This is a genomic window from Cupriavidus metallidurans CH34 (assembly GCF_000196015.1).
Taxonomy (GTDB): domain Bacteria; phylum Pseudomonadota; class Gammaproteobacteria; order Burkholderiales; family Burkholderiaceae; genus Cupriavidus; species Cupriavidus metallidurans.
The window spans coordinates 3,508,635-3,525,562 of record NC_007973.1 but is presented as its reverse complement, the minus strand read 5'-3'; the positions used below and the strand labels follow the sequence as shown (position 1 = coordinate 3,525,562).

21 protein-coding genes are annotated in these 16,928 nt (G+C 62.7%); 20 read left to right on the top strand and 1 reads right to left on the bottom strand.

All coding sequences use genetic code 11. The features are described 5' to 3' along the window. Positions 1-99 precede the first annotated feature (99 nt). The 20 genes from RMET_RS16315 (at position 100) to RMET_RS16220 (ending at position 15,254) form a co-directional block, all read left to right on the top strand. Positions 100-1,050 carry an ABC transporter ATP-binding protein gene (locus RMET_RS16315; RefSeq protein ID WP_008643041.1) on the top strand — a complete coding sequence of 317 codons (951 nt, stop codon included), beginning with the start codon at positions 100-102 and terminating at the stop codon, positions 1,048-1,050. Beyond that, entirely contained in the window at positions 1,047-1,868 is an 822-nt protein-coding gene (locus RMET_RS16310) for an ABC transporter permease (RefSeq protein ID WP_011517726.1), read from the top strand. Before RMET_RS16315 ends, RMET_RS16310 begins: the two co-directional genes overlap by 4 nt. A 34-nt stretch (positions 1,869-1,902) precedes the next feature. Next, complete coding sequence (locus RMET_RS16305) at positions 1,903-2,148, top strand: BolA family protein (RefSeq protein ID WP_011517725.1); 246 nt, start codon at positions 1,903-1,905, stop codon at positions 2,146-2,148. Positions 2,149-2,216: 68 nt separating this feature from the next. Beyond that, entirely contained in the window at positions 2,217-3,467 is a 1,251-nt protein-coding gene (gene murA, locus RMET_RS16300; protein WP_011517724.1) for a UDP-N-acetylglucosamine 1-carboxyvinyltransferase, read from the top strand. Between the two features lie 68 nt (positions 3,468-3,535). Then, positions 3,536-4,210, top strand: a complete 675-nt coding sequence (hisG, locus tag RMET_RS16295) for an ATP phosphoribosyltransferase (protein ID WP_008643045.1) — start codon at positions 3,536-3,538, stop codon at positions 4,208-4,210. Between the two features lie 37 nt (positions 4,211-4,247). Then, entirely contained in the window at positions 4,248-5,582 is a 1,335-nt protein-coding gene (gene hisD, locus RMET_RS16290; RefSeq protein ID WP_011517723.1) for a histidinol dehydrogenase, read from the top strand. Positions 5,583-5,618: 36 nt separating this feature from the next. Next, positions 5,619-6,719, top strand: coding sequence for a histidinol-phosphate transaminase (gene hisC, locus RMET_RS16285; protein ID WP_011517722.1), 1,101 nt, complete (start codon positions 5,619-5,621; stop codon positions 6,717-6,719). A gap of 7 nt (positions 6,720-6,726) precedes the next feature. Beyond that, positions 6,727-7,314, top strand: a complete 588-nt coding sequence (hisB, locus tag RMET_RS16280) for an imidazoleglycerol-phosphate dehydratase HisB (RefSeq protein WP_011517721.1) — start codon at positions 6,727-6,729, stop codon at positions 7,312-7,314. Positions 7,315-7,395: 81 nt separating this feature from the next. Then, the gene (locus RMET_RS16275; protein WP_008643049.1) at positions 7,396-8,019 is read left to right on the top strand and encodes a YchE family NAAT transporter; all 624 of its coding nucleotides are present in this window, start codon (positions 7,396-7,398) and stop codon (positions 8,017-8,019) included. Next, positions 8,016-8,669, top strand: coding sequence for an imidazole glycerol phosphate synthase subunit HisH (gene hisH, locus RMET_RS16270; RefSeq protein ID WP_011517720.1), 654 nt, complete (start codon positions 8,016-8,018; stop codon positions 8,667-8,669). Before RMET_RS16275 ends, hisH begins: the two co-directional genes overlap by 4 nt. 179 nt (positions 8,670-8,848) lie before the next feature. After that, positions 8,849-9,592, top strand: coding sequence for a 1-(5-phosphoribosyl)-5-[(5-phosphoribosylamino)methylideneamino]imidazole-4-carboxamide isomerase (gene hisA / locus RMET_RS16265; protein WP_008643054.1), 744 nt, complete (start codon positions 8,849-8,851; stop codon positions 9,590-9,592). Between the two features lie 61 nt (positions 9,593-9,653). Further along, the gene (gene hisF / locus RMET_RS16260; protein ID WP_008643056.1) at positions 9,654-10,424 is read left to right on the top strand and encodes an imidazole glycerol phosphate synthase subunit HisF; all 771 of its coding nucleotides are present in this window, start codon (positions 9,654-9,656) and stop codon (positions 10,422-10,424) included. A 2-nt stretch (positions 10,425-10,426) separates the two neighbouring features. Beyond that, complete coding sequence (gene hisI, locus RMET_RS16255; RefSeq protein WP_008643058.1) at positions 10,427-10,834, top strand: phosphoribosyl-AMP cyclohydrolase; 408 nt, start codon at positions 10,427-10,429, stop codon at positions 10,832-10,834. Continuing rightward, positions 10,831-11,199: a phosphoribosyl-ATP diphosphatase gene (locus RMET_RS16250; RefSeq protein ID WP_008643059.1), complete on the top strand. Its 369-nt coding sequence runs from the start codon at positions 10,831-10,833 to the stop codon at positions 11,197-11,199. The genes hisI and RMET_RS16250 overlap by 4 nt, the downstream gene beginning before the upstream one ends. A 53-nt stretch (positions 11,200-11,252) precedes the next feature. Beyond that, positions 11,253-11,648 (top strand): DUF4870 family protein, encoded by a 396-nt coding sequence (locus tag RMET_RS16245; protein ID WP_008643061.1) that lies wholly within the window; start codon positions 11,253-11,255, stop codon positions 11,646-11,648. A gap of 72 nt (positions 11,649-11,720) precedes the next feature. Next, positions 11,721-12,077 carry a histidine triad nucleotide-binding protein gene (locus tag RMET_RS16240; RefSeq protein ID WP_008643063.1) on the top strand — a complete coding sequence of 119 codons (357 nt, stop codon included), beginning with the start codon at positions 11,721-11,723 and terminating at the stop codon, positions 12,075-12,077. Positions 12,078-12,230: 153 nt separating this feature from the next. Next, entirely contained in the window at positions 12,231-12,464 is a 234-nt protein-coding gene (gene tatA, locus RMET_RS16235; protein ID WP_011517718.1) for a Sec-independent protein translocase subunit TatA, read from the top strand. 101 nt (positions 12,465-12,565) lie between these two features. Then, the gene (tatB, locus tag RMET_RS16230) at positions 12,566-13,072 is read left to right on the top strand and encodes a Sec-independent protein translocase protein TatB (protein ID WP_011517717.1); all 507 of its coding nucleotides are present in this window, start codon (positions 12,566-12,568) and stop codon (positions 13,070-13,072) included. A 2-nt stretch (positions 13,073-13,074) separates the two neighbouring features. Beyond that, positions 13,075-13,857, top strand: a complete 783-nt coding sequence (gene tatC / locus RMET_RS16225; RefSeq protein ID WP_008643069.1) for a twin-arginine translocase subunit TatC — start codon at positions 13,075-13,077, stop codon at positions 13,855-13,857. Between the two features lie 254 nt (positions 13,858-14,111). Further along, on the top strand, positions 14,112-15,254 hold the full coding sequence (locus RMET_RS16220; protein WP_029309858.1) for a porin: 1,143 nt from the start codon (positions 14,112-14,114) through the stop codon (positions 15,252-15,254). 476 nt (positions 15,255-15,730) lie between these two features. Here the strand turns inward: RMET_RS16220 and RMET_RS16215 are convergent, their stop codons facing one another. Beyond that, positions 15,731-16,927, bottom strand: coding sequence for a Do family serine endopeptidase (locus tag RMET_RS16215; protein ID WP_011517715.1), 1,197 nt, complete (start codon positions 16,925-16,927; stop codon positions 15,731-15,733). Position 16,928: the final 1 nt, after the last annotated feature.

Sequence of the window (16,928 nt, the reverse complement as noted above, 5' to 3'; positions counted from 1 at the left end):
TGACACGATTCCCCCAGGTGCTGCGCGGCTAACCTCAAGGGCGTTCCCCAACTCAAGATAGGCCGGCCGCAAAGCGGCCCAGTCACAAGACATTCGGCCATGAAAGCCATCGAAATTACCGATGTCCGCAAGCGCTACCGCAATCTGCAGGCGCTCAAGGGGGTCAGTTTCAGCGTCGAGCGCGGCGAGTTTTTCGGCCTGCTCGGGCCCAACGGCGCGGGCAAGACCACGCTGATCTCGATCCTCGCGGGCCTGAACCGCGCCAATTCGGGACGCGTCAGCGTGCTTGGCCACGACGTCGTGGACGACTACCGCATGGCGCGCCGCATGCTGGGCGTGGTGCCGCAGGAACTGGTCTTCGACCCGTTCTTCACGGTGCGCGAGACCCTGCGCCTGCAATCGGGCTACTTCGGGCTGACGCGCAACGACGACTGGATCGACGAGATCATGGCCAATCTCGATCTCACGAACAAGGCGGACAGCAACATGCGCCAGCTCTCGGGCGGCATGAAGCGCCGCGTGCTGGTGGCGCAGGCGCTGGTGCACCGGCCGCCCGTGATCGTGCTGGACGAGCCGACCGCCGGCGTGGACGTGGAACTGCGCCAGACGCTCTGGAAGTTCATCTCGCGCCTGAACCGCGAGGGCCACACGATCATCCTGACCACCCACTACCTGGAAGAAGCCGAGGCGCTGTGCGATCGCATCGCCATGCTCAAGTTCGGGGAAGTGGTGGCGCTGGACCGCACCAGCAACCTGCTGACCCAGTTCGCCGGGCTGCAACTGGTGCTCACGCTGTCACGGGGCACGCTGCCGCCGGCGCTGGAAGCGCTGCGCACGCCGTCCAACCCGGGGGAGCGCGCGCATCGCCTGCGCCTGTCCGGATACGAAGCCGTGGAGCCGATTCTTGCTGCGCTGCGGGAAGCCGGTTGCGAAATCGAAGACATGGAAATCAGCAAGGCCGACCTCGAGGACGTGTTCGTCCAGATCATGCGCCGCGAAGGCCAGATGCCGGGCGCCCTGCCCAATACCGCGATGGAGGCTGCGGCATGAAGAACCCGGCTGAAATCGACGTTGCCGACCAGCAGCGCCTGGAGTCGATGGCCGTGGGTGGCCTGATCGGCTTCCGCACGTTGCTCTACAAGGAGGTGCTGCGTTTCTGGAAGGTGTCCTTCCAGACCGTGGCCGCGCCGGTCCTGACCGCTGTGCTGTACCTGTTGATCTTTGGTCACGTGCTGGAAGACCGCGTGCGCGTCTACGACCAGATCAGCTATACCGCGTTCCTGGTGCCGGGCCTGGTAATGATGAGCGTGCTGCAGAATGCGTTCGCGAACAGCTCGTCGTCGCTGATCCAGTCAAAGATCACGGGCAACCTGGTGTTCATCCTGCTGCCGCCGCTGTCGCACTGGGAAATGTTTGGCGCCTACGTGGTGGCGTCGATCATCCGTGGGCTCTGCGTCGGCCTGGGCGTGCTGCTGGTGACCGCCTGGTTCGCCAACCTGCATTTCGCCCATATCGGCTGGATCCTGGTGTTCGGCCTGATGGGCGCGGGCATTCTCGGCACGCTGGGCCTGATCGCCGGCATCTGGGCCGAAAAATTCGACCAGCTGGCCGCGTTTCAGAACTTCCTGATCATGCCCGCGACGTTCCTGTCCGGCGTCTTCTATTCCATACATTCGCTGCCGGCGTTCTGGCAGGCTGTGTCCCACGCGAACCCGTTCTTCTACATGATCGACGGCTTCCGCTACGGCTTCTTTGGCGTGTCGGACGTGCCGCCGCTGCAGAGCCTGGCCGTCGTGGTCGTGGCCTTCGTGGTGCTGGCGGCGCTGGCGCTGCGGCTGCTGCGCAACGGATACAAGCTACGGTACTGATGTGCCGCCCTAACGGATTCAACCAGAGATAGACATGCTGCCAACACCGGAACAAGTCAGGGATTACATTGCCCAAGGATTGCCCTGCGAACATCTGGAAGTGGACGGCGACGGCCAGCACTTCTTCGCGACGATCGTGAGCGCGGAGTTCGATGGCAAACGCCTGATCCAGCGGCACCAGCGCGTGTACGCGGCGCTGGGAGAGCGGATGCGCGCGGAGATCCACGCGCTGTCGATGAAGACGCTGACCCCCGCCGAATGGCAGGCTGGCGGCAAGTAAGCGGCGTTCCGCACCACAGAACAACTTTGCCGGCTGGGCGTGTGCCCGGCTGGGACTACTGACAGAACATGGACAAATTCCAGATCCAGGGCAATGGGCCGCTCAAGGGCGAAATCCGCATCTCGGGCGCCAAGAACGCTGCGCTGCCGATCCTGTGCGCCGGCCTGCTGACCGCCGATACGGTGACCATCGGCAACGTTCCCGACCTGCAGGACACGCGCACCATGCTCAAGCTGCTGCGCCAGATGGGCATGAAGGCCGAGATGGTCGACGGCGTCGCCACGTTGCAGGGCGCCGACATCAACTCGCCCGAAGCGTCGTACGACCTCGTGAAGACGATGCGCGCGTCGATTCTCGTGCTCGGGCCGCTGGTGGCGCGCTTTGGCGAGGCACGTGTATCGCTGCCCGGTGGTTGCGGCATTGGCGCGCGTCCGGTGGACCAGCACATCAAGGGCCTGCAAGCGATGGGCGCCGAGATCACCATCGAGCACGGCTTCATTCATGCCCGCGCCAATCGTCTGAAGGGCGCTCGCGTGGTCACGGACATGATCACCGTGACCGGCACCGAGAATCTGCTGATGGCAGCCACGCTGGCCGAAGGCGAGACCGTGCTTGAAAACGCCGCGCGCGAGCCCGAGGTCACCGACCTGGCCGAACTGCTGGTGAAGATGGGCGCCAAGATCGAAGGCATCGGTACTGACCGCCTGGTGGTGCAGGGCGTGGATCGCCTGCACGGCGCCGAGCACAAGGTAGTGGCCGACCGCATCGAGGCGGGCACGTTCCTGTGCGCCGCAGCGGCCACGCTTGGCGACATCGTGCTGCGCGGCATCCCGCCGCTGATTCTCGACGCTGTGCTGATCAAGCTGCGCGAAGCCGGCGCTACCGTGGAAACCGGTGATGACTGGATTCGCCTGGCCATGCCGCAGCGCGCGCAGGCCGTGAGCTTCCGCACCTCCGAATACCCGGCGTTCCCGACCGACATGCAGGCGCAATTCATGGCGCTCAATGCCGTCGCCGAGGGTACCGCGCGTATCACCGAGACGATCTTCGAGAACCGCTTCATGCACGTGCAGGAACTGAACCGCCTGGGCGCCAACATCACCGCCGAAGGCAATACGGCCGTGGTGACCGGTGTGCCGCGACTGTCCGGCGCCAGCGTGATGGCCACCGACCTGCGCGCGTCGGCCAGTCTCGTGATCGCGGGTCTGGTGGCGGATGGCGAGACGGTGATCGACCGCATCTACCACCTGGATCGTGGGTACGACCGCATGGAAAACAAGCTGTCCGCGGTCGGCGCGAAGATCCTCCGCATCAGCTGAGGCACGACGCCCGCCACGAACGATGCCGAAACGGCAAGCCGCCCCCGAACACTGCTGAAGAATCTACGATGAGCCCCGCTTTCAATGCTTCGCCCGACCAGCTTACGCTGGCACTGTCAAAGGGCCGCATCTTCAAGGAAACGCTGCCACTGCTGGCTGCCGCCGGCATTCAGGTGACAGAGGATCCCGAGACTTCGCGCAAACTGATCCTGCCCACGTCCGATCCGGCTGTGCGCGTGATCATCGTGCGTGCTTCGGACGTGCCGACCTACGTGCAGTACGGCGCGGCCGATTTCGGCGTGGCCGGCAAGGACGTGTTGATGGAGCACGGCATGGCCGGCCTCTACGCGCCGATCGACCTGAACATCGCGCGCTGCCGCATGTCTGTGGCGGTGCCGGCCGGCTTCGACTACGTCAATGCGGTGCGCCAGGGCGCGCGCCTGGCCGTGGCCACCAAGTACGTGCAGACCGCGCGCGAGCACTTCGCGAAGAAGGGTGTGCACGTTGATCTGATCAAGCTCTACGGTTCGATGGAACTGGGGCCGCTGGTGGGGCTGTCCGACGCGATCGTCGATCTGGTCAGCACCGGCAGCACCTTGCGCGCCAATAACCTCGTCGAGGTGGAGGAGATCGTCCAGATCTCGTCGCGTCTGGTGGTCAACCAGGCAGCGCTCAAACTCAAGCGCGAACGGCTGGCGCCGATTCTCGATGCATTTGAACGGGCCTCGGCCGCGCTCGCCTGAGGCGGGCGGTGACCGGAGACCCGCGAGGAAAGAAGTCATGAACGATACCGAAATGGAAAACCTGTCGATCCGCCGGCTTGATTCGCGCGAGCCCGGTTTCGCCGGCGCGCTGCGTCAGGTGCTGGCGTTCGAAGCATCCGAAGACGAGGCGATCGACCGCGCTGCTGCCGATATCCTGGCCGATGTGCGCCGCCGTGGCGACGAGGCCGTGCTCGAGTACACGCGCCGCTTCGATCGCATGGAGGCCTCGTCGATGTCGGCACTGGCATTGTCGCAATCCGAACTGGAAGCCGCGCTGGAGGACCTCGAGCCGAAGCGCCGCGCCGCGCTGGAAGCCGCCGCTGCCCGCGTGCGTGCGTACCACGAGAAGCAGAAAATCGAATGCGGCAGCCATAGCTGGGAATACACCGAGGCCGATGGCACGATGCTGGGCCAGAAGGTGACCCCGCTCGACCGCGTGGGCCTCTACGTGCCGGGTGGCAAGGCCGCCTACCCGTCGTCGGTGCTGATGAATGCAATTCCGGCGCGCGTGGCTGGCGTCAAGGAAGTCATCATGGTCGTCCCGACGCCGGGCGGCGTGCGTAACGAACTGGTGCTGGCCGCCGCGCAGATCGCCGGCGTCGATCGCGTGTACACGATTGGTGGCGCGCAGGCCGTGGGCGCGCTCGCGTACGGCACCGCCACGCTGCCGCAGGTCGACAAGATCGTCGGCCCGGGCAATGCCTACGTGGCCGCTGCCAAGCGCCGCGTGTTCGGCACGGTCGGTATCGACATGATCGCCGGCCCGTCGGAAATCCTCGTGATCTGCGATGGCACCACCGACCCCGACTGGGTGGCGATGGACCTGTTCTCGCAGGCCGAGCACGACGAACTCGCGCAATCGATCCTGCTGTGCCCGGATGCCGAGTACCTGAACCGCGTGCTGGAAAGTATCCAGCGCCAGTTGCCGACGATGCCCCGCCGCGAGGTCATCGCCGCGTCGCTGTCGGGCCGTGGCGCACTGGTCAAGGTGCGCGACATGGAGGAAGCCTGCGAGATTGCCAACGCGATCGCGCCGGAGCACCTCGAGATCTCCGCCGAGAATCCGCGCCAGTGGAGCGAGAAGATTCGCCATGCCGGCGCCATCTTCCTGGGCCGTTACACGAGCGAGTCGCTCGGCGACTACTGTGCCGGCCCGAACCACGTGCTCCCCACTTCGCGCACCGCCCGTTTTTCGTCGCCGCTGGGTGTCTATGACTTCCAGAAGCGTTCGAGCCTGATCGAGGTGAGCGAGAACGGTGCGCAGATGCTGGGCCAGATCGCTGCCGAGCTTGCCTATGGCGAAGGCCTGCAGGCCCACGCGCGCAGTGCCGAGTACCGCTTCAAACGTTAAGCTGGATTCATCAAAGCAGGACCAACGAGGACCATCATGTCAGCCGTAGACCCATCCCTGATCGAACGCATCATCCGTGACGACGTGCGCGCCATGGGCGCCTACCACGTGGCCGATTCGCACGGACTGGTGAAGCTCGACGCGATGGAGAATCCGTACCGGCTGCCGCCCGAGCTGCGCGCGCAACTGGCCGCGCGGCTCGGCGAGGTCGCGCTGAATCGCTATCCGGTGCCGAGCAGCGAGGCGCTGCGCGCCAAGCTCAAGACGGTGATGAACGTGCCGGCCGGCATGGATGTGCTGCTGGGCAATGGCTCCGACGAAATCATCAGCATGTTGTCGCTGGCCGCGGCCAGGCCGGGTGCCAAGGTGATGGCGCCGGTGCCGGGCTTCGTCATGTACGCAATGTCGGCGCAGTTCGCCGGGCTCGAGTTCGTTGGTGTGCCGCTGCGCCCGGACTTCACGCTGGACCGCGCGGCAATGCTGGCGGCGATGGCCGAGCACAAGCCCGCCATCATCTATCTGGCCTACCCGAACAACCCAACGGGCAACCTGTTCGACGCCGACGATATGGCGGCGATCGTGCGTGCCGCCCAAGGCGAGGTGTGCCAGAGCCTGGTGGTGGTCGACGAGGCGTACCAGCCGTTCGCGCAGGAAAGCTGGATGCCGCGCCTGACGGAATTCGGCAACCTGCTGGTCATGCGTACCGTGTCGAAGCTTGGTCTGGCCGGTATCCGTCTGGGCTATGTAGCCGGCGCGCCCGAATGGTTGTCGCAGCTCGACAAGGTGCGCCCGCCGTACAACGTCAACGTGCTGACCGAAGCCACCGCGCTGTTCGCCCTCGAACACGTGGCCGTACTGGATGACCAGGCCGCCAAGTTGCGTGCGGAACGGTCGAAACTGGTCGAGGCCATGGCCGGAATGCCGGGCGTGACGGTGTTCCCGAGCGCGGCCAACTTCGTGCTGGTGCGCGTGCCGAATGCTGCACAGATCTTCGATCGCCTGCTGGCCCGGAAGGTATTGATCAAGAACGTGAGTAAAATGCACACGTTGCTGGCCAACTGTCTGCGCGTGACGGTCAGCACTCCGGAAGAAAACGCGCAGTTTCTTGAGGCATTCAAGGCCTCGTTGCAGGATTAACCCCACCATGCGTGTCGCAGAGGTCACCCGCAATACTTCGGAAACGCAGATCCGCGTTTCGCTGAATCTCGATGGCACTGGCCGCCAGAAACTGGCGTCCGGCGTGCCGTTCCTCGACCACATGCTGGATCAGATTGCCCGCCATGGCATGTTCGACCTCGAGGTCGAAGCCACGGGCGATACCCATATCGACGATCACCATACGGTGGAAGACGTCGGCATCACGCTGGGCCAGGCCGTGGCGCGTGCCATCGGCGACAAGAAGGGCATCACGCGCTATGGGCACAGCTACGTGCCGCTCGACGAGTGCCTGTCGCGGGTGGTGATCGACTTCTCGGGCCGTCCGGGCCTGGAGTTCCACGTGCCGTTCACGCGCGCCCGTGTGGGTAGCTTCGACGTTGACCTGACGATCGAGTTCTTCCGCGGTTTCGTCAATCACGCCGGCGTGACGCTCCATATCGACAATATTCGCGGCATCAACGCCCATCATCAATGCGAAACGGTGTTCAAGGCCTTCGGGCGTGCGCTGCGCATGGCGGTGGAGCTGGATCCGCGCGCGGCCAACACGATTCCGTCGACCAAGGGCACGCTCTAAGCCAGGTTGATCTCACGCGCCACCCTGTAGGCGTGCCGGCTGGTTGCGGCGCCCGCTGACCACCACCGACACCCGCACCCGATGGATACGCTCAAGTCCTTCATCTCGCTGCTGGCGCTGATCAATCCGATCGGGGCGATCCCGTTCTTCATCAGCCTGACCAGCCAGCAGACCGAGGCGGAAAAGCTGCGGACCATCAAGACGGCATCGGTATCGGTGGCGATCGTGGTGGGGGTCTCGGCGTTGCTCGGCCAGCAGATCATCGAGTTCTTCAATATCTCGGTGGCCTCGCTGGAAGTGGGTGGCGGCTTGCTAATGGTCATGATGGCCATGAACATGCTGAACGCGCAGACCAGTCGTACCAAGGCCACGCCGGAGGAAGAGAATGAGGCCGAAGCCAAGGCCAGTATCGCGGTGGTGCCGCTGGCGCTGCCGCTGCTGACCGGGCCGGGGTCGATCAGTACCGTGATCGTCTATGCGGGCAAGACGCAGCACTGGTACCAGTTGCTGATCCTGGTTGGCATTGGCGTGTTGCTTGGCGCTGTGGTGTATGTGACGTTCCGCGCGGCTGACCCCATCGCGCGGGTGATCGGACAGACCGGGATCAATATTGGCACGCGCCTGATGGGTCTAATACTCTCGGCGCTGGCCGTTGAATTCATTGTGGACGGGCTGAAGACATTGTTGCCTGTTTTGAAATCATGACTACCATAGCAATTGTGGATTACGGCATGGGCAACCTGCGCTCGGTAGCGCAGGCCCTGCGCACGGCGGCGCCGGAGGCGGATGTCCAGGTTGTGGATCGCCCGGAAGCGATCCGCGCGGCAGACCGCGTGGTCCTGCCGGGGCAGGGCGCGATGCCTGACTGCATGGGCGCGCTTGGCAATTCCGGCCTGCAGGAGGCGGTACTGGAAGCCGCCGCGACCAAGCCGATGCTGGGCGTGTGCGTTGGCGAACAGATGCTGTTCGAACGTAGCAGCGAAGCTCGTGCGGGCGAACGCAGCACGCCGGCGCTGGGGCTGATGCCCGGCGAGGTGATCCGTTTTGAACTGGAAGGCATGACGCAGCCCGACGGCTCGCGCTACAAGGTGCCGCAGATGGGATGGAACCGGGTACGCCAGTCGAAGCCGCATCCGCTGTGGAATGGCATTCCGGACAACAGCTGGTTTTACTTCGTGCACAGCTACTATGTGCACGCGCAGGATCCGGCCCACATCGCCGGCGAGACTGAATATGGCGTCGTGTTTACCAGTGCGGTGGCACGCGATAATATTTTCGCCACGCAGTTTCACCCGGAGAAGAGCGCCGCGATGGGTTTGCAGCTATACCGGAATTTCGTGCACTGGAATCCGTAAAGCGTCAGAAGCACCTGTTACCTGAAGCGCCAGTAATACCGTACAGCGATCACCTTTTCGTTCAGAGCCACCAACCAGACTGCGCATCTTTTGCCAAACTGACATGACCTGAGCGCCGACGCCCGGCGTCGGAATCGCTACCTTTTTCCCTTTACACAACCACCACGCTCGTCACGCATATGTTGCTCATTCCGGCCATCGACCTGAAGGACGGTCAGTGTGTACGCCTCAAACAAGGCGACATGGACCAGGCCACCGTCTTTTCCGAAGATCCCGCCGCCATGGCACGTCACTGGGTCAACCAGGGCGCGCGTCGCCTGCATCTGGTCGACTTGAATGGCGCATTCGTTGGCAAGCCACGCAACGAAGCCGCCATCAAGGCCATCATTGCCGAGGTTGGCGACGAGATCCCCGTCCAGCTTGGCGGCGGCATCCGCGATCTGAATACCATCGAGCGCTGGCTCGATGACGGCCTGTCGTACGTGATCATCGGCACGGCAGCGGTGAAGAACCCCGGCTTCCTCAAGGACGCTTGCGCCGCATTCGGCGGCCACATCATCGTCGGCCTCGATGCCAAGGACGGCAAGGTGGCCACCGATGGCTGGAGCAAGCTGACCGGTCACGAGGTGGCGGACCTGGCACGCAAGTACGAAGACTACGGTGTCGAGTCGATCATCTACACCGACATCGGTCGCGACGGCATGCTGCAGGGCATCAATATCGACGCCACGGTCAAGCTGGCCCGGTCGATGTCGATCCCGGTGATCGCCAGCGGTGGCCTGTCGAACATGGCCGACATCGACCAGCTTTGCGCCGTGGAAGGCGAAGGCGTGGAAGGCGTGATCTGCGGCCGCGCGATCTACTCGGGCGACCTGAATTTCGCGGCGGCCCAGGCCCACGCGGACAAGCTGGGCGCGGAGTAATCCAAGCTCGCGCGCCACAACCAGCCGTCGCCGATGCGGGCGACGGCGGGCAAGGAAACTCATGTTAGCCAAACGTATCATCCCCTGCCTGGACGTGACCAATGGGCGGGTGGTCAAGGGTGTCAATTTCGTCGAGCTGCGCGACGCGGGCGATCCCGTCGAGATCGCGCGGCGCTACGACGAGCAGGGTGCTGATGAAATCACATTTCTCGACATCACGGCAACCAGCGACGGCCGCGACCTGATCCTGCACATCATCGAGGCGGTGGCGTCGCAGGTGTTCATACCGCTGACCGTCGGGGGTGGCGTGCGCACTGTGGAAGATGTGCGGCGACTGCTGAATGCAGGCGCAGACAAGATCAGCGTGAACTCGTCGGCCATCGCCAATCCGCAGCTCGTGTCCGACGCAACGGGCAAGTACGGCTCGCAGTGCATCGTTGTGGCCATCGACGCCAAGCGCAGCTCCGCGCCCGGCGAACCGCCGCGCTGGGAAGTGTTCACTCACGGCGGCCGCAAGGCCACCGGACTCGATGCGGTGGAGTGGGCCCGCGAGATGGCACGGCGCGGCGCGGGCGAGATTCTGCTGACCAGCATGGATCGCGATGGCACGAAGAGCGGGTTCGACCTCGAACTCACGCGTGCTGTCAGCGACGCGGTGCCCGTGCCCGTTATTGCATCTGGCGGGGTCGGTGGCCTGCAGGATCTGGCCGATGGCATCCGCCTGGGACACGCCGACGCCGTACTGGCCGCCAGCATCTTCCACTATGGCGAGCACACCGTTGGTGAGGCAAAGGCTTTCATGGCCCGCGAGGGCATTCCCGTCCGGATGTGATCATGGCGAAGAAGTGGTTGAACAAGGTGAAGTGGGACGACAACGGTCTGGTGCCGGTGATCGTCCAGGAAGTCGGTTCCAACGACGTCCTGATGTTCGCGTTCATGAATCGCGACGCGCTGCAACGCACGGTGGAACTGGGCGAGGCCGTGTTCTGGTCGCGCTCGCGCAAGCGCCTGTGGCACAAGGGCGAAGAATCAGGCCACGTCCAGAAAGTGCATGAGATTCGTCTGGATTGTGACGAAGACGTGGTGTTGCTCAAGGTGACGCAGATCGACAGCATCGCCTGCCACACCGGCCGTCACTCATGCTTCTTCCAGAAGTTCGAGGGCGATGTCGAGTCCGGGGACTGGCAGACCGTCGAGCCGGTGCTCAAGGACCCGTCCTCGATCTACGCGGCCAAGCCATGAGCGATAACCTGTCTCAGGCCGATATCCTGGCCCGCGTGGCGGCCACGCTGGAATCGCGCAAGCCCGAAAACGGTGGTGACCCGGAGAAATCCTATGTCGCCAAGCTGTTCAAGAAGGGTGACGACGCGATTCTCAAGAAGATCGGCGAGGAAGCCACCGAAACGGTCATGGCCGCCAAGGATGCACGGGCTGCAGACTTGGCCGACGAGGCCGTTAGCAAGGTGGTCTACGAGGTGGCCGACCTGTGGTTCCACACCATGGTGCTGCTGGCTCGCATCGGTCGGACCCCGGAAGACGTCGTCAATGAACTGGCGCGCCGCGAAGGATTGTCCGGACTGGTCGAGAAGGCCAGCCGCAAGGAGTAGGATACGAGTCACGCGGCCCGAACCGGTTCGGGCGCGGCTTGATCCTGGAGGGCATGATGGCGACGGACTATACCTCGCAAGTCACGACGACCGCGGATGCTGACAGGCTCGATGGCCTGCGCAAGCTCACGCACATTCTTTATGCGCTCTATGCAGTCCACTGGTTCACCGGTGGCATCACGGCGTTGATCGCGATCATCGTCAATTACGTGAAGCGCGACGACACTCGGGGCACGCTCTACGCTTCGCACTTCGCCTGGCAGATCCGCACGTTCTGGTGGTCTATTGTGTGGTTCGTGGTGGGCGGCTGCATGTTCGTCACGGTATTGCTGTTTCCGGTGGCGATCGGCCTGTGGAGTGTTCTGTCATTGTGGATGCTGTATCGTATCGTCAAAGGCTGGCTGTATCTGAATGATCGCAAGCCGATGTATCCGGACGAGCAGTTCTGAGGCGTCCCAAGACGATGGCGGCAAGTCCGGAAGTGACTAGGCATTATTCGGACAAGCTGCAACAAGATCTCCATGAAAACCCAGGACAATTGCATTTTCTGCAAGATCGTGGCCGGCCAGATTCCTTCGAACAAGGTGTATGAGGACGAAGACTTGCTGGCGTTTCACGATATCCACCCCAAAGCGCCGGTACACTTTCTGCTGATTCCTAAATCGCATGTCGATTCGTTGGCCGATTGCGGTCCCGGCGAATCGGATGTGCTTGCTAGAATGATGCTTAAGGTGCCCGAACTGGCACGCCAGGCCGGCTGCAACAATGGATTCCGGACGGTGATCAACACCGGCACCGACGGAGGACAGGAAGTGTTCCACCTCCACATCCACGTGATGGGCGGACCGCGCAGCCAGTGGAAGGCGCCGGCGCCCTGACTGTTCGGGGCAACCAAGGTATGAGTGGACCGGGACGGATGTCGCGGTCCGGTGTCGCGCCGGCAACCGTCGCCCGGCGCGGCCTTTGAGGGACGGAACTACGGGGCCGGGCGGCATATCTTCCGACGCCCGCGGCTTTATCAGGAGCAAGAAATGGGTTCGTTTAGCATTTGGCATTGGCTGATCGTGCTGGTGATCGTCATGCTCGTTTTCGGTACCAAGAAGCTGCGCAATATTGGCCAGGATCTGGGTGGTGCGGTAAAGGGCTTCAAGGACGGCATGAAGGAAGGCAATACCGACGAGCCGGCCACTCCGACTCCGGCCAAGGAACTGCGCGATTCCACCACCATCGACGTCGAAGCCAAGGAAAAGTCGCGTCAGCAATAATTGTCTGACGGAATTTTCTCCTTGCCAGTCACCCTTGCGGCGGCCGCCGCCACGTACGTTGCGACGGCCCGCCATTCCCGTGTCCCTGTTCTGATGTCTGCATGATCGATCTCGGCATTTCCAAGCTGGCACTGATCGGCGCCGTCGCGCTGATCGTGATCGGCCCCGAGCGTTTGCCGAAGGTCGCGCGGACCGTCGGCGCGCTGGTCGGTCGCGCCCAGCGCTATATCAATGACGTCAAGGCCGAAGTCAGTCGCGAGGTGGAACTCGAGGAACTGCGCAAGATGCGCACGGAATTCGAGAACGCCGCGCGCGACGTCGAGCAGACCATCCACAAGGAAGTCAGCGAGCACACCCAGGCGCTTAACGAAGCGTTTGATGGCTCGGCCTCGTCGTCATCGTCCAGCGACACGGGTTCGGGCTATGTGCCCAGCTGGGACAGCGCGCACAAGTCGCACAATGGCCGCAAGAGTTGGCGCGTCAAGCAGGGCGCGCGTCCGATCTGGTTCAAGCGTCAGCAAAACACGCGCATGTGGGTGCAGTCCGGCGCCGCACGCGTGAAGCGCCACCGGCCCGCCAGTGGCCGCAACCGTTCCTTCTTCGAATAAGCATGGCGGGCTCCGCAGACCCCAACGACGAATCCCAGCAGGAAACCTTCATCTCCCACCTGATCGAATTGCGCGAGCGATTGGTCAAGGCGGTGGCGGGGGTGATTATTGTTTTCCTGGCCATGGTCTACTGGGCGCCACAGATCTTCAATCTGTTCGCGGCCCCGCTACTGCATTCGCTGCCCAAGGGCGGACGCATGATCGTCACCGATGTCACCGGCTCGTTCTTCGTTCCGATGAAGGTGACCATGCTGGTCGCATTCCTCATCGCCTTGCCATGGGTGCTGTACCAGATCTGGCAGTTCGTGGCGCCGGGACTTTATCAGCATGAAAAGAAGCTGGTCGTGCCGCTGGTGTCCAGTACCTATGTGCTGTTCCTGTGCGGCGTCGCATTCGCATACTTCCTGGTGTTCCCGACCGTGTTCCACTTCATGGCGCACTACAACGCGCCGCTTGGCGCGGACATGTCGACGGACATCGACAAATACTTGAGTTTCGCCATGACGACATTCCTGGCCTTCGGCATTACGTTCGAAGTGCCGGTAGTGGTGATCGTGCTGGTGAAATTCGGCGTGGTCGAGCTCGAGAAGCTCAAGCAAATCCGGCCTTATGTGATCGTCGGCGCATTTATTATCGCCGCAGTCGTCACGCCGCCGGATGTCATGTCACAGCTCCTGCTGGCCGTACCCCTGATCGCGTTGTACGAACTCGGGCTGCTGATGGCGCGATTCGTCTCGAAACAGCCGCTTGGTGCACCTGCCGAGGGTGAAACCCAGGCAGATTGAGTCCCAGGACATCAGTTAACGGCTGGCAACCCCTGAGACTGAATGCTGCGCATTGCACCAATTTGGTGAAAGTCCTCCCAATTGCTGTTGCTTCATCACAACAAGAAGCGTCGGTAAACCGCGTTTACGGCGAAAAAGACTTCTGGCGAGCAAGGGGGGTGACACATAATACGACGCAGACGTGAAGGTGAATGCGTCGCCCAAACACTTGGGCAACCAAGATTTCCCAATCAGTTGACAAGGAAAGTGTCGATATGAAGATGAAACTGTTTGCTGCTGCCGTCGCCGCTCTGGCCGCTGGTGGCGCCTATGCCCAGTCGAGCGTGACCCTGTACGGTGTGGTTGACGCTGGCGTCGAGTACGCTAACCACCAGCCGGGCGTGTCCGGTAGCCACGACGTCGTGCGCCTGAACTCGGGCGGCATGTCGGGCAGCCGTTGGGGCCTGCGTGGCGTTGAAGACCTGGGCGGTGGCCTGAAGGGCGTTTTCGTGCTGGAAAGCGGTTTCAACGTTGACACCGGTACGTCGGGCCAAAACAACCGTCTGTTCGGTCGTCAAGCCTTCGTCGGTATGCAAAGCCAGTTCGGCACGCTGACCCTGGGTCGCCACCAGACGCCGTTCTATGACTTCGGTCTGGCCTTCGACCCGATGGCCATCTCGCCGAACTACTCGATCACGGCTCAAGCTCCGGAATTCCAGCAACGTGCTGACAACTCGATCAAGTACATCGGTACGTTCGGTGGCCTGACCGGCTCGCTGCTGTACAGCACCGGCTCGAACACGGCTGGCACGGCTAGCGTCTACCAAGGTATCAGCGGCGAAGTTCCGGGTAACTACCACCTGGGCCGCGAGATGAGCGCAAGCGTGATGTACAACGGTGGCCCGTTCTCCGTTGGCGCCATCTATGACGAAACCAACGTTGGTATCGCTGCTGCTGACGGCGCCAAGATCCGCCGCACGTCGATCGCTGGTACGTACGCCTTCGGCCCGGCCAAGGTGTTCGCTGGCTACCGTTACGCTCACGCTCAAGGCGGCGCAGTTCTGCCGGGTGGTGTGAACACCGTTGACGGCGCTGCGAAGATTGCGAACGTCTCGAACCTGTACTGGCTGGGCATGGGTTACCAGCTGACCCCGGCTCTGTCGCTGACCGGCGCCGCGTACTACCAAGACTTCCGCAACACCGGTGCTGATCCGTGGAGCTTCGTTGTGTCGACGGACTACGCTTTCTCGAAGCGTACGGACGCCTACTTCAACGTGGCCTACACGAAGAACAAGGACGGCTCGACTCTGGGCACGTCGTCGGCTAGCCCGGGCAGCCTCGGTGGCTCCGGCTTCGGCACGACTCTGGGTTCGTACAACCAGTTCGGCGCCATGGTTGGCCTGCGCCACAAGTTCTAATTTGACGCGGGTGTAAGCCCGCTTCAGATTGGCTTCAGAACGCCGGCATCCTTTCGGATGCCGGCGTTTTGTTTTGTCCGGGGCTTTGATTGTGTGGGCATGCCAGCGATAGGTTTCGGGCCCGAATCGGAGGCTTCATCCGGTCCGATACTGGATGGCCACCGGCTTGCTGACCGATGACCAAAGCGATGCCGGGCACGCGGACACGGAAGGTGAGTCGCCCTTATGCTGCCGGCCCGGACGGGGTTGGCGAAGGCAGCGAGTCTGTGATCGTAGGGCGCTAGGCTTCTCATCCACCGCAGCAATACCTTCGGAATCCATGTGTGCCGAAGAGCGCCGTGTGCTTCCGGGGGGGGCCGATGTACCCAAACGAATATCTCTCCCAGCCAGCACAAACAAAAACCCCCGTCACTGCTGACGGGGGTTTTTGTATTGATATCTATGCCGGATGACTTACTAGCGAGCAGCGAGCTTGCCTACTCTTCCTCATCCAGCGGCATCGGCCTGCGCGGAGGAGGCGGGCGCTTGCCGATCGTGACAGTGAGTTCCGCCGGTTTGCCGCGTCGAATCACCTTCATCTTCACCTCGGCGCCCGGTTTCAACTGTGCAATCGCGTTGAGCAGGGCGGTGGTGTCCGAGATCGATTGATTGTCGACCGAGACCAGCACATCCCCAGGTTTGACGCCGGCCTTGTCAGCTGGCCCACCCTGGACCACCGCTGCAATCAGCGCGCCTTCCTTGGCTTCGAGCCCGAAAGACTCGGCAATCTCTGGGGTCAGATCCTGCGGCTCCACGCCGATCCAGCCACGTGTCACGCTACCCGTGGAGATGATCGATTCCATGACTTGCTTGGCGGTCGACACAGGAATCGCAAAGCCAATACCGAGCGAGCCGCCGGAGCGCGAATAGATCGCCGTGTTGATGCCAAGCAGATTGCCCTGTGCGTCGACCAGTGCACCACCAGAGTTACCGGGGTTGATCGCTGCATCGGTCTGAATGAAGTTCTCGAATGTGTTGATGCCGAGATGGCTGCGGCCGAGCGCCGAGACAATACCCATTGTCACGGTCTGGCCGACACCAAACGGGTTGCCGATAGCCAGCACCACATCGCCCACCTTCACGTTCTCGATCCGCCCCAGCGTGATCGCAGGCAAGTCCTTGAGCGTGACCTTCAGCACGGCAAGGTCGGTTTCGGGATCGGAGCCCACCACCTTGGCATTTGCCTTGCGTCCGTCGGTCAGCGCCACCTCGATTTCGTCGGCGCCATCCACAACGTGGTGGTTGGTTAGAATGTAACCTTCGGCACTGACGATCACGCCCGAGCCCAAGCTCGACACCGGCTCTTGGCGCTCCGGCAAGCGGTCGCCAAAGAAGAACCGGAACCACGGATCTTCGGCCTGCGGATTATTGGGCGATCGCTTCGATCCGTTCTTGCTGGTGAAAATATTGACGACTGCGGGCATGGCAAGGCGGGCCGCCTCGCTATAGGACCCCGGAGCGGCCGAACCTTCCACACTGGGGACGACCTCTTTTAGCGCCACAATGGGCGAACCCGATTGCACGGCCACCCGCCCGCGCTGCAGCCACTCGGGTTTGAGTGTGGCCACGACGAACCACACGGCCAGAACAACCGTGACAGCCTGAGCGAAGAACAGCCAGAAGCGGCGCAACATA

Coding starts and splice junctions, on each gene's coding strand:
- RMET_RS16215 (WP_011517715.1), bottom strand. CDS start 16,927: ATGTTGCGCCGCTTCTGGCTGTTCTTCGCTCAGGCTGTCACGGTTGTT.
- hisA (WP_008643054.1), top strand. CDS start 8,849: ATGTTGCTCATTCCGGCCATCGACCTGAAGGACGGTCAGTGTGTACGC.
- hisF (WP_008643056.1), top strand. CDS start 9,654: ATGTTAGCCAAACGTATCATCCCCTGCCTGGACGTGACCAATGGGCGG.
- hisG (WP_008643045.1), top strand. CDS start 3,536: ATGAGCCCCGCTTTCAATGCTTCGCCCGACCAGCTTACGCTGGCACTG.
- tatB (WP_011517717.1), top strand. CDS start 12,566: ATGATCGATCTCGGCATTTCCAAGCTGGCACTGATCGGCGCCGTCGCG.
- tatA (WP_011517718.1), top strand. CDS start 12,231: ATGGGTTCGTTTAGCATTTGGCATTGGCTGATCGTGCTGGTGATCGTC.
- RMET_RS16250 (WP_008643059.1), top strand. CDS start 10,831: ATGAGCGATAACCTGTCTCAGGCCGATATCCTGGCCCGCGTGGCGGCC.
- RMET_RS16315 (WP_008643041.1), top strand. CDS start 100: ATGAAAGCCATCGAAATTACCGATGTCCGCAAGCGCTACCGCAATCTG.
- RMET_RS16240 (WP_008643063.1), top strand. CDS start 11,721: ATGAAAACCCAGGACAATTGCATTTTCTGCAAGATCGTGGCCGGCCAG.
- RMET_RS16220 (WP_029309858.1), top strand. CDS start 14,112: ATGAAGATGAAACTGTTTGCTGCTGCCGTCGCCGCTCTGGCCGCTGGT.
- hisD (WP_011517723.1), top strand. CDS start 4,248: ATGAACGATACCGAAATGGAAAACCTGTCGATCCGCCGGCTTGATTCG.
- tatC (WP_008643069.1), top strand. CDS start 13,075: ATGGCGGGCTCCGCAGACCCCAACGACGAATCCCAGCAGGAAACCTTC.
- RMET_RS16305 (WP_011517725.1), top strand. CDS start 1,903: ATGCTGCCAACACCGGAACAAGTCAGGGATTACATTGCCCAAGGATTG.
- hisI (WP_008643058.1), top strand. CDS start 10,427: ATGGCGAAGAAGTGGTTGAACAAGGTGAAGTGGGACGACAACGGTCTG.
- hisH (WP_011517720.1), top strand. CDS start 8,016: ATGACTACCATAGCAATTGTGGATTACGGCATGGGCAACCTGCGCTCG.
- hisC (WP_011517722.1), top strand. CDS start 5,619: ATGTCAGCCGTAGACCCATCCCTGATCGAACGCATCATCCGTGACGAC.
- RMET_RS16275 (WP_008643049.1), top strand. CDS start 7,396: ATGGATACGCTCAAGTCCTTCATCTCGCTGCTGGCGCTGATCAATCCG.
- RMET_RS16310 (WP_011517726.1), top strand. CDS start 1,047: ATGAAGAACCCGGCTGAAATCGACGTTGCCGACCAGCAGCGCCTGGAG.
- hisB (WP_011517721.1), top strand. CDS start 6,727: ATGCGTGTCGCAGAGGTCACCCGCAATACTTCGGAAACGCAGATCCGC.
- RMET_RS16245 (WP_008643061.1), top strand. CDS start 11,253: ATGATGGCGACGGACTATACCTCGCAAGTCACGACGACCGCGGATGCT.
- murA (WP_011517724.1), top strand. CDS start 2,217: ATGGACAAATTCCAGATCCAGGGCAATGGGCCGCTCAAGGGCGAAATC.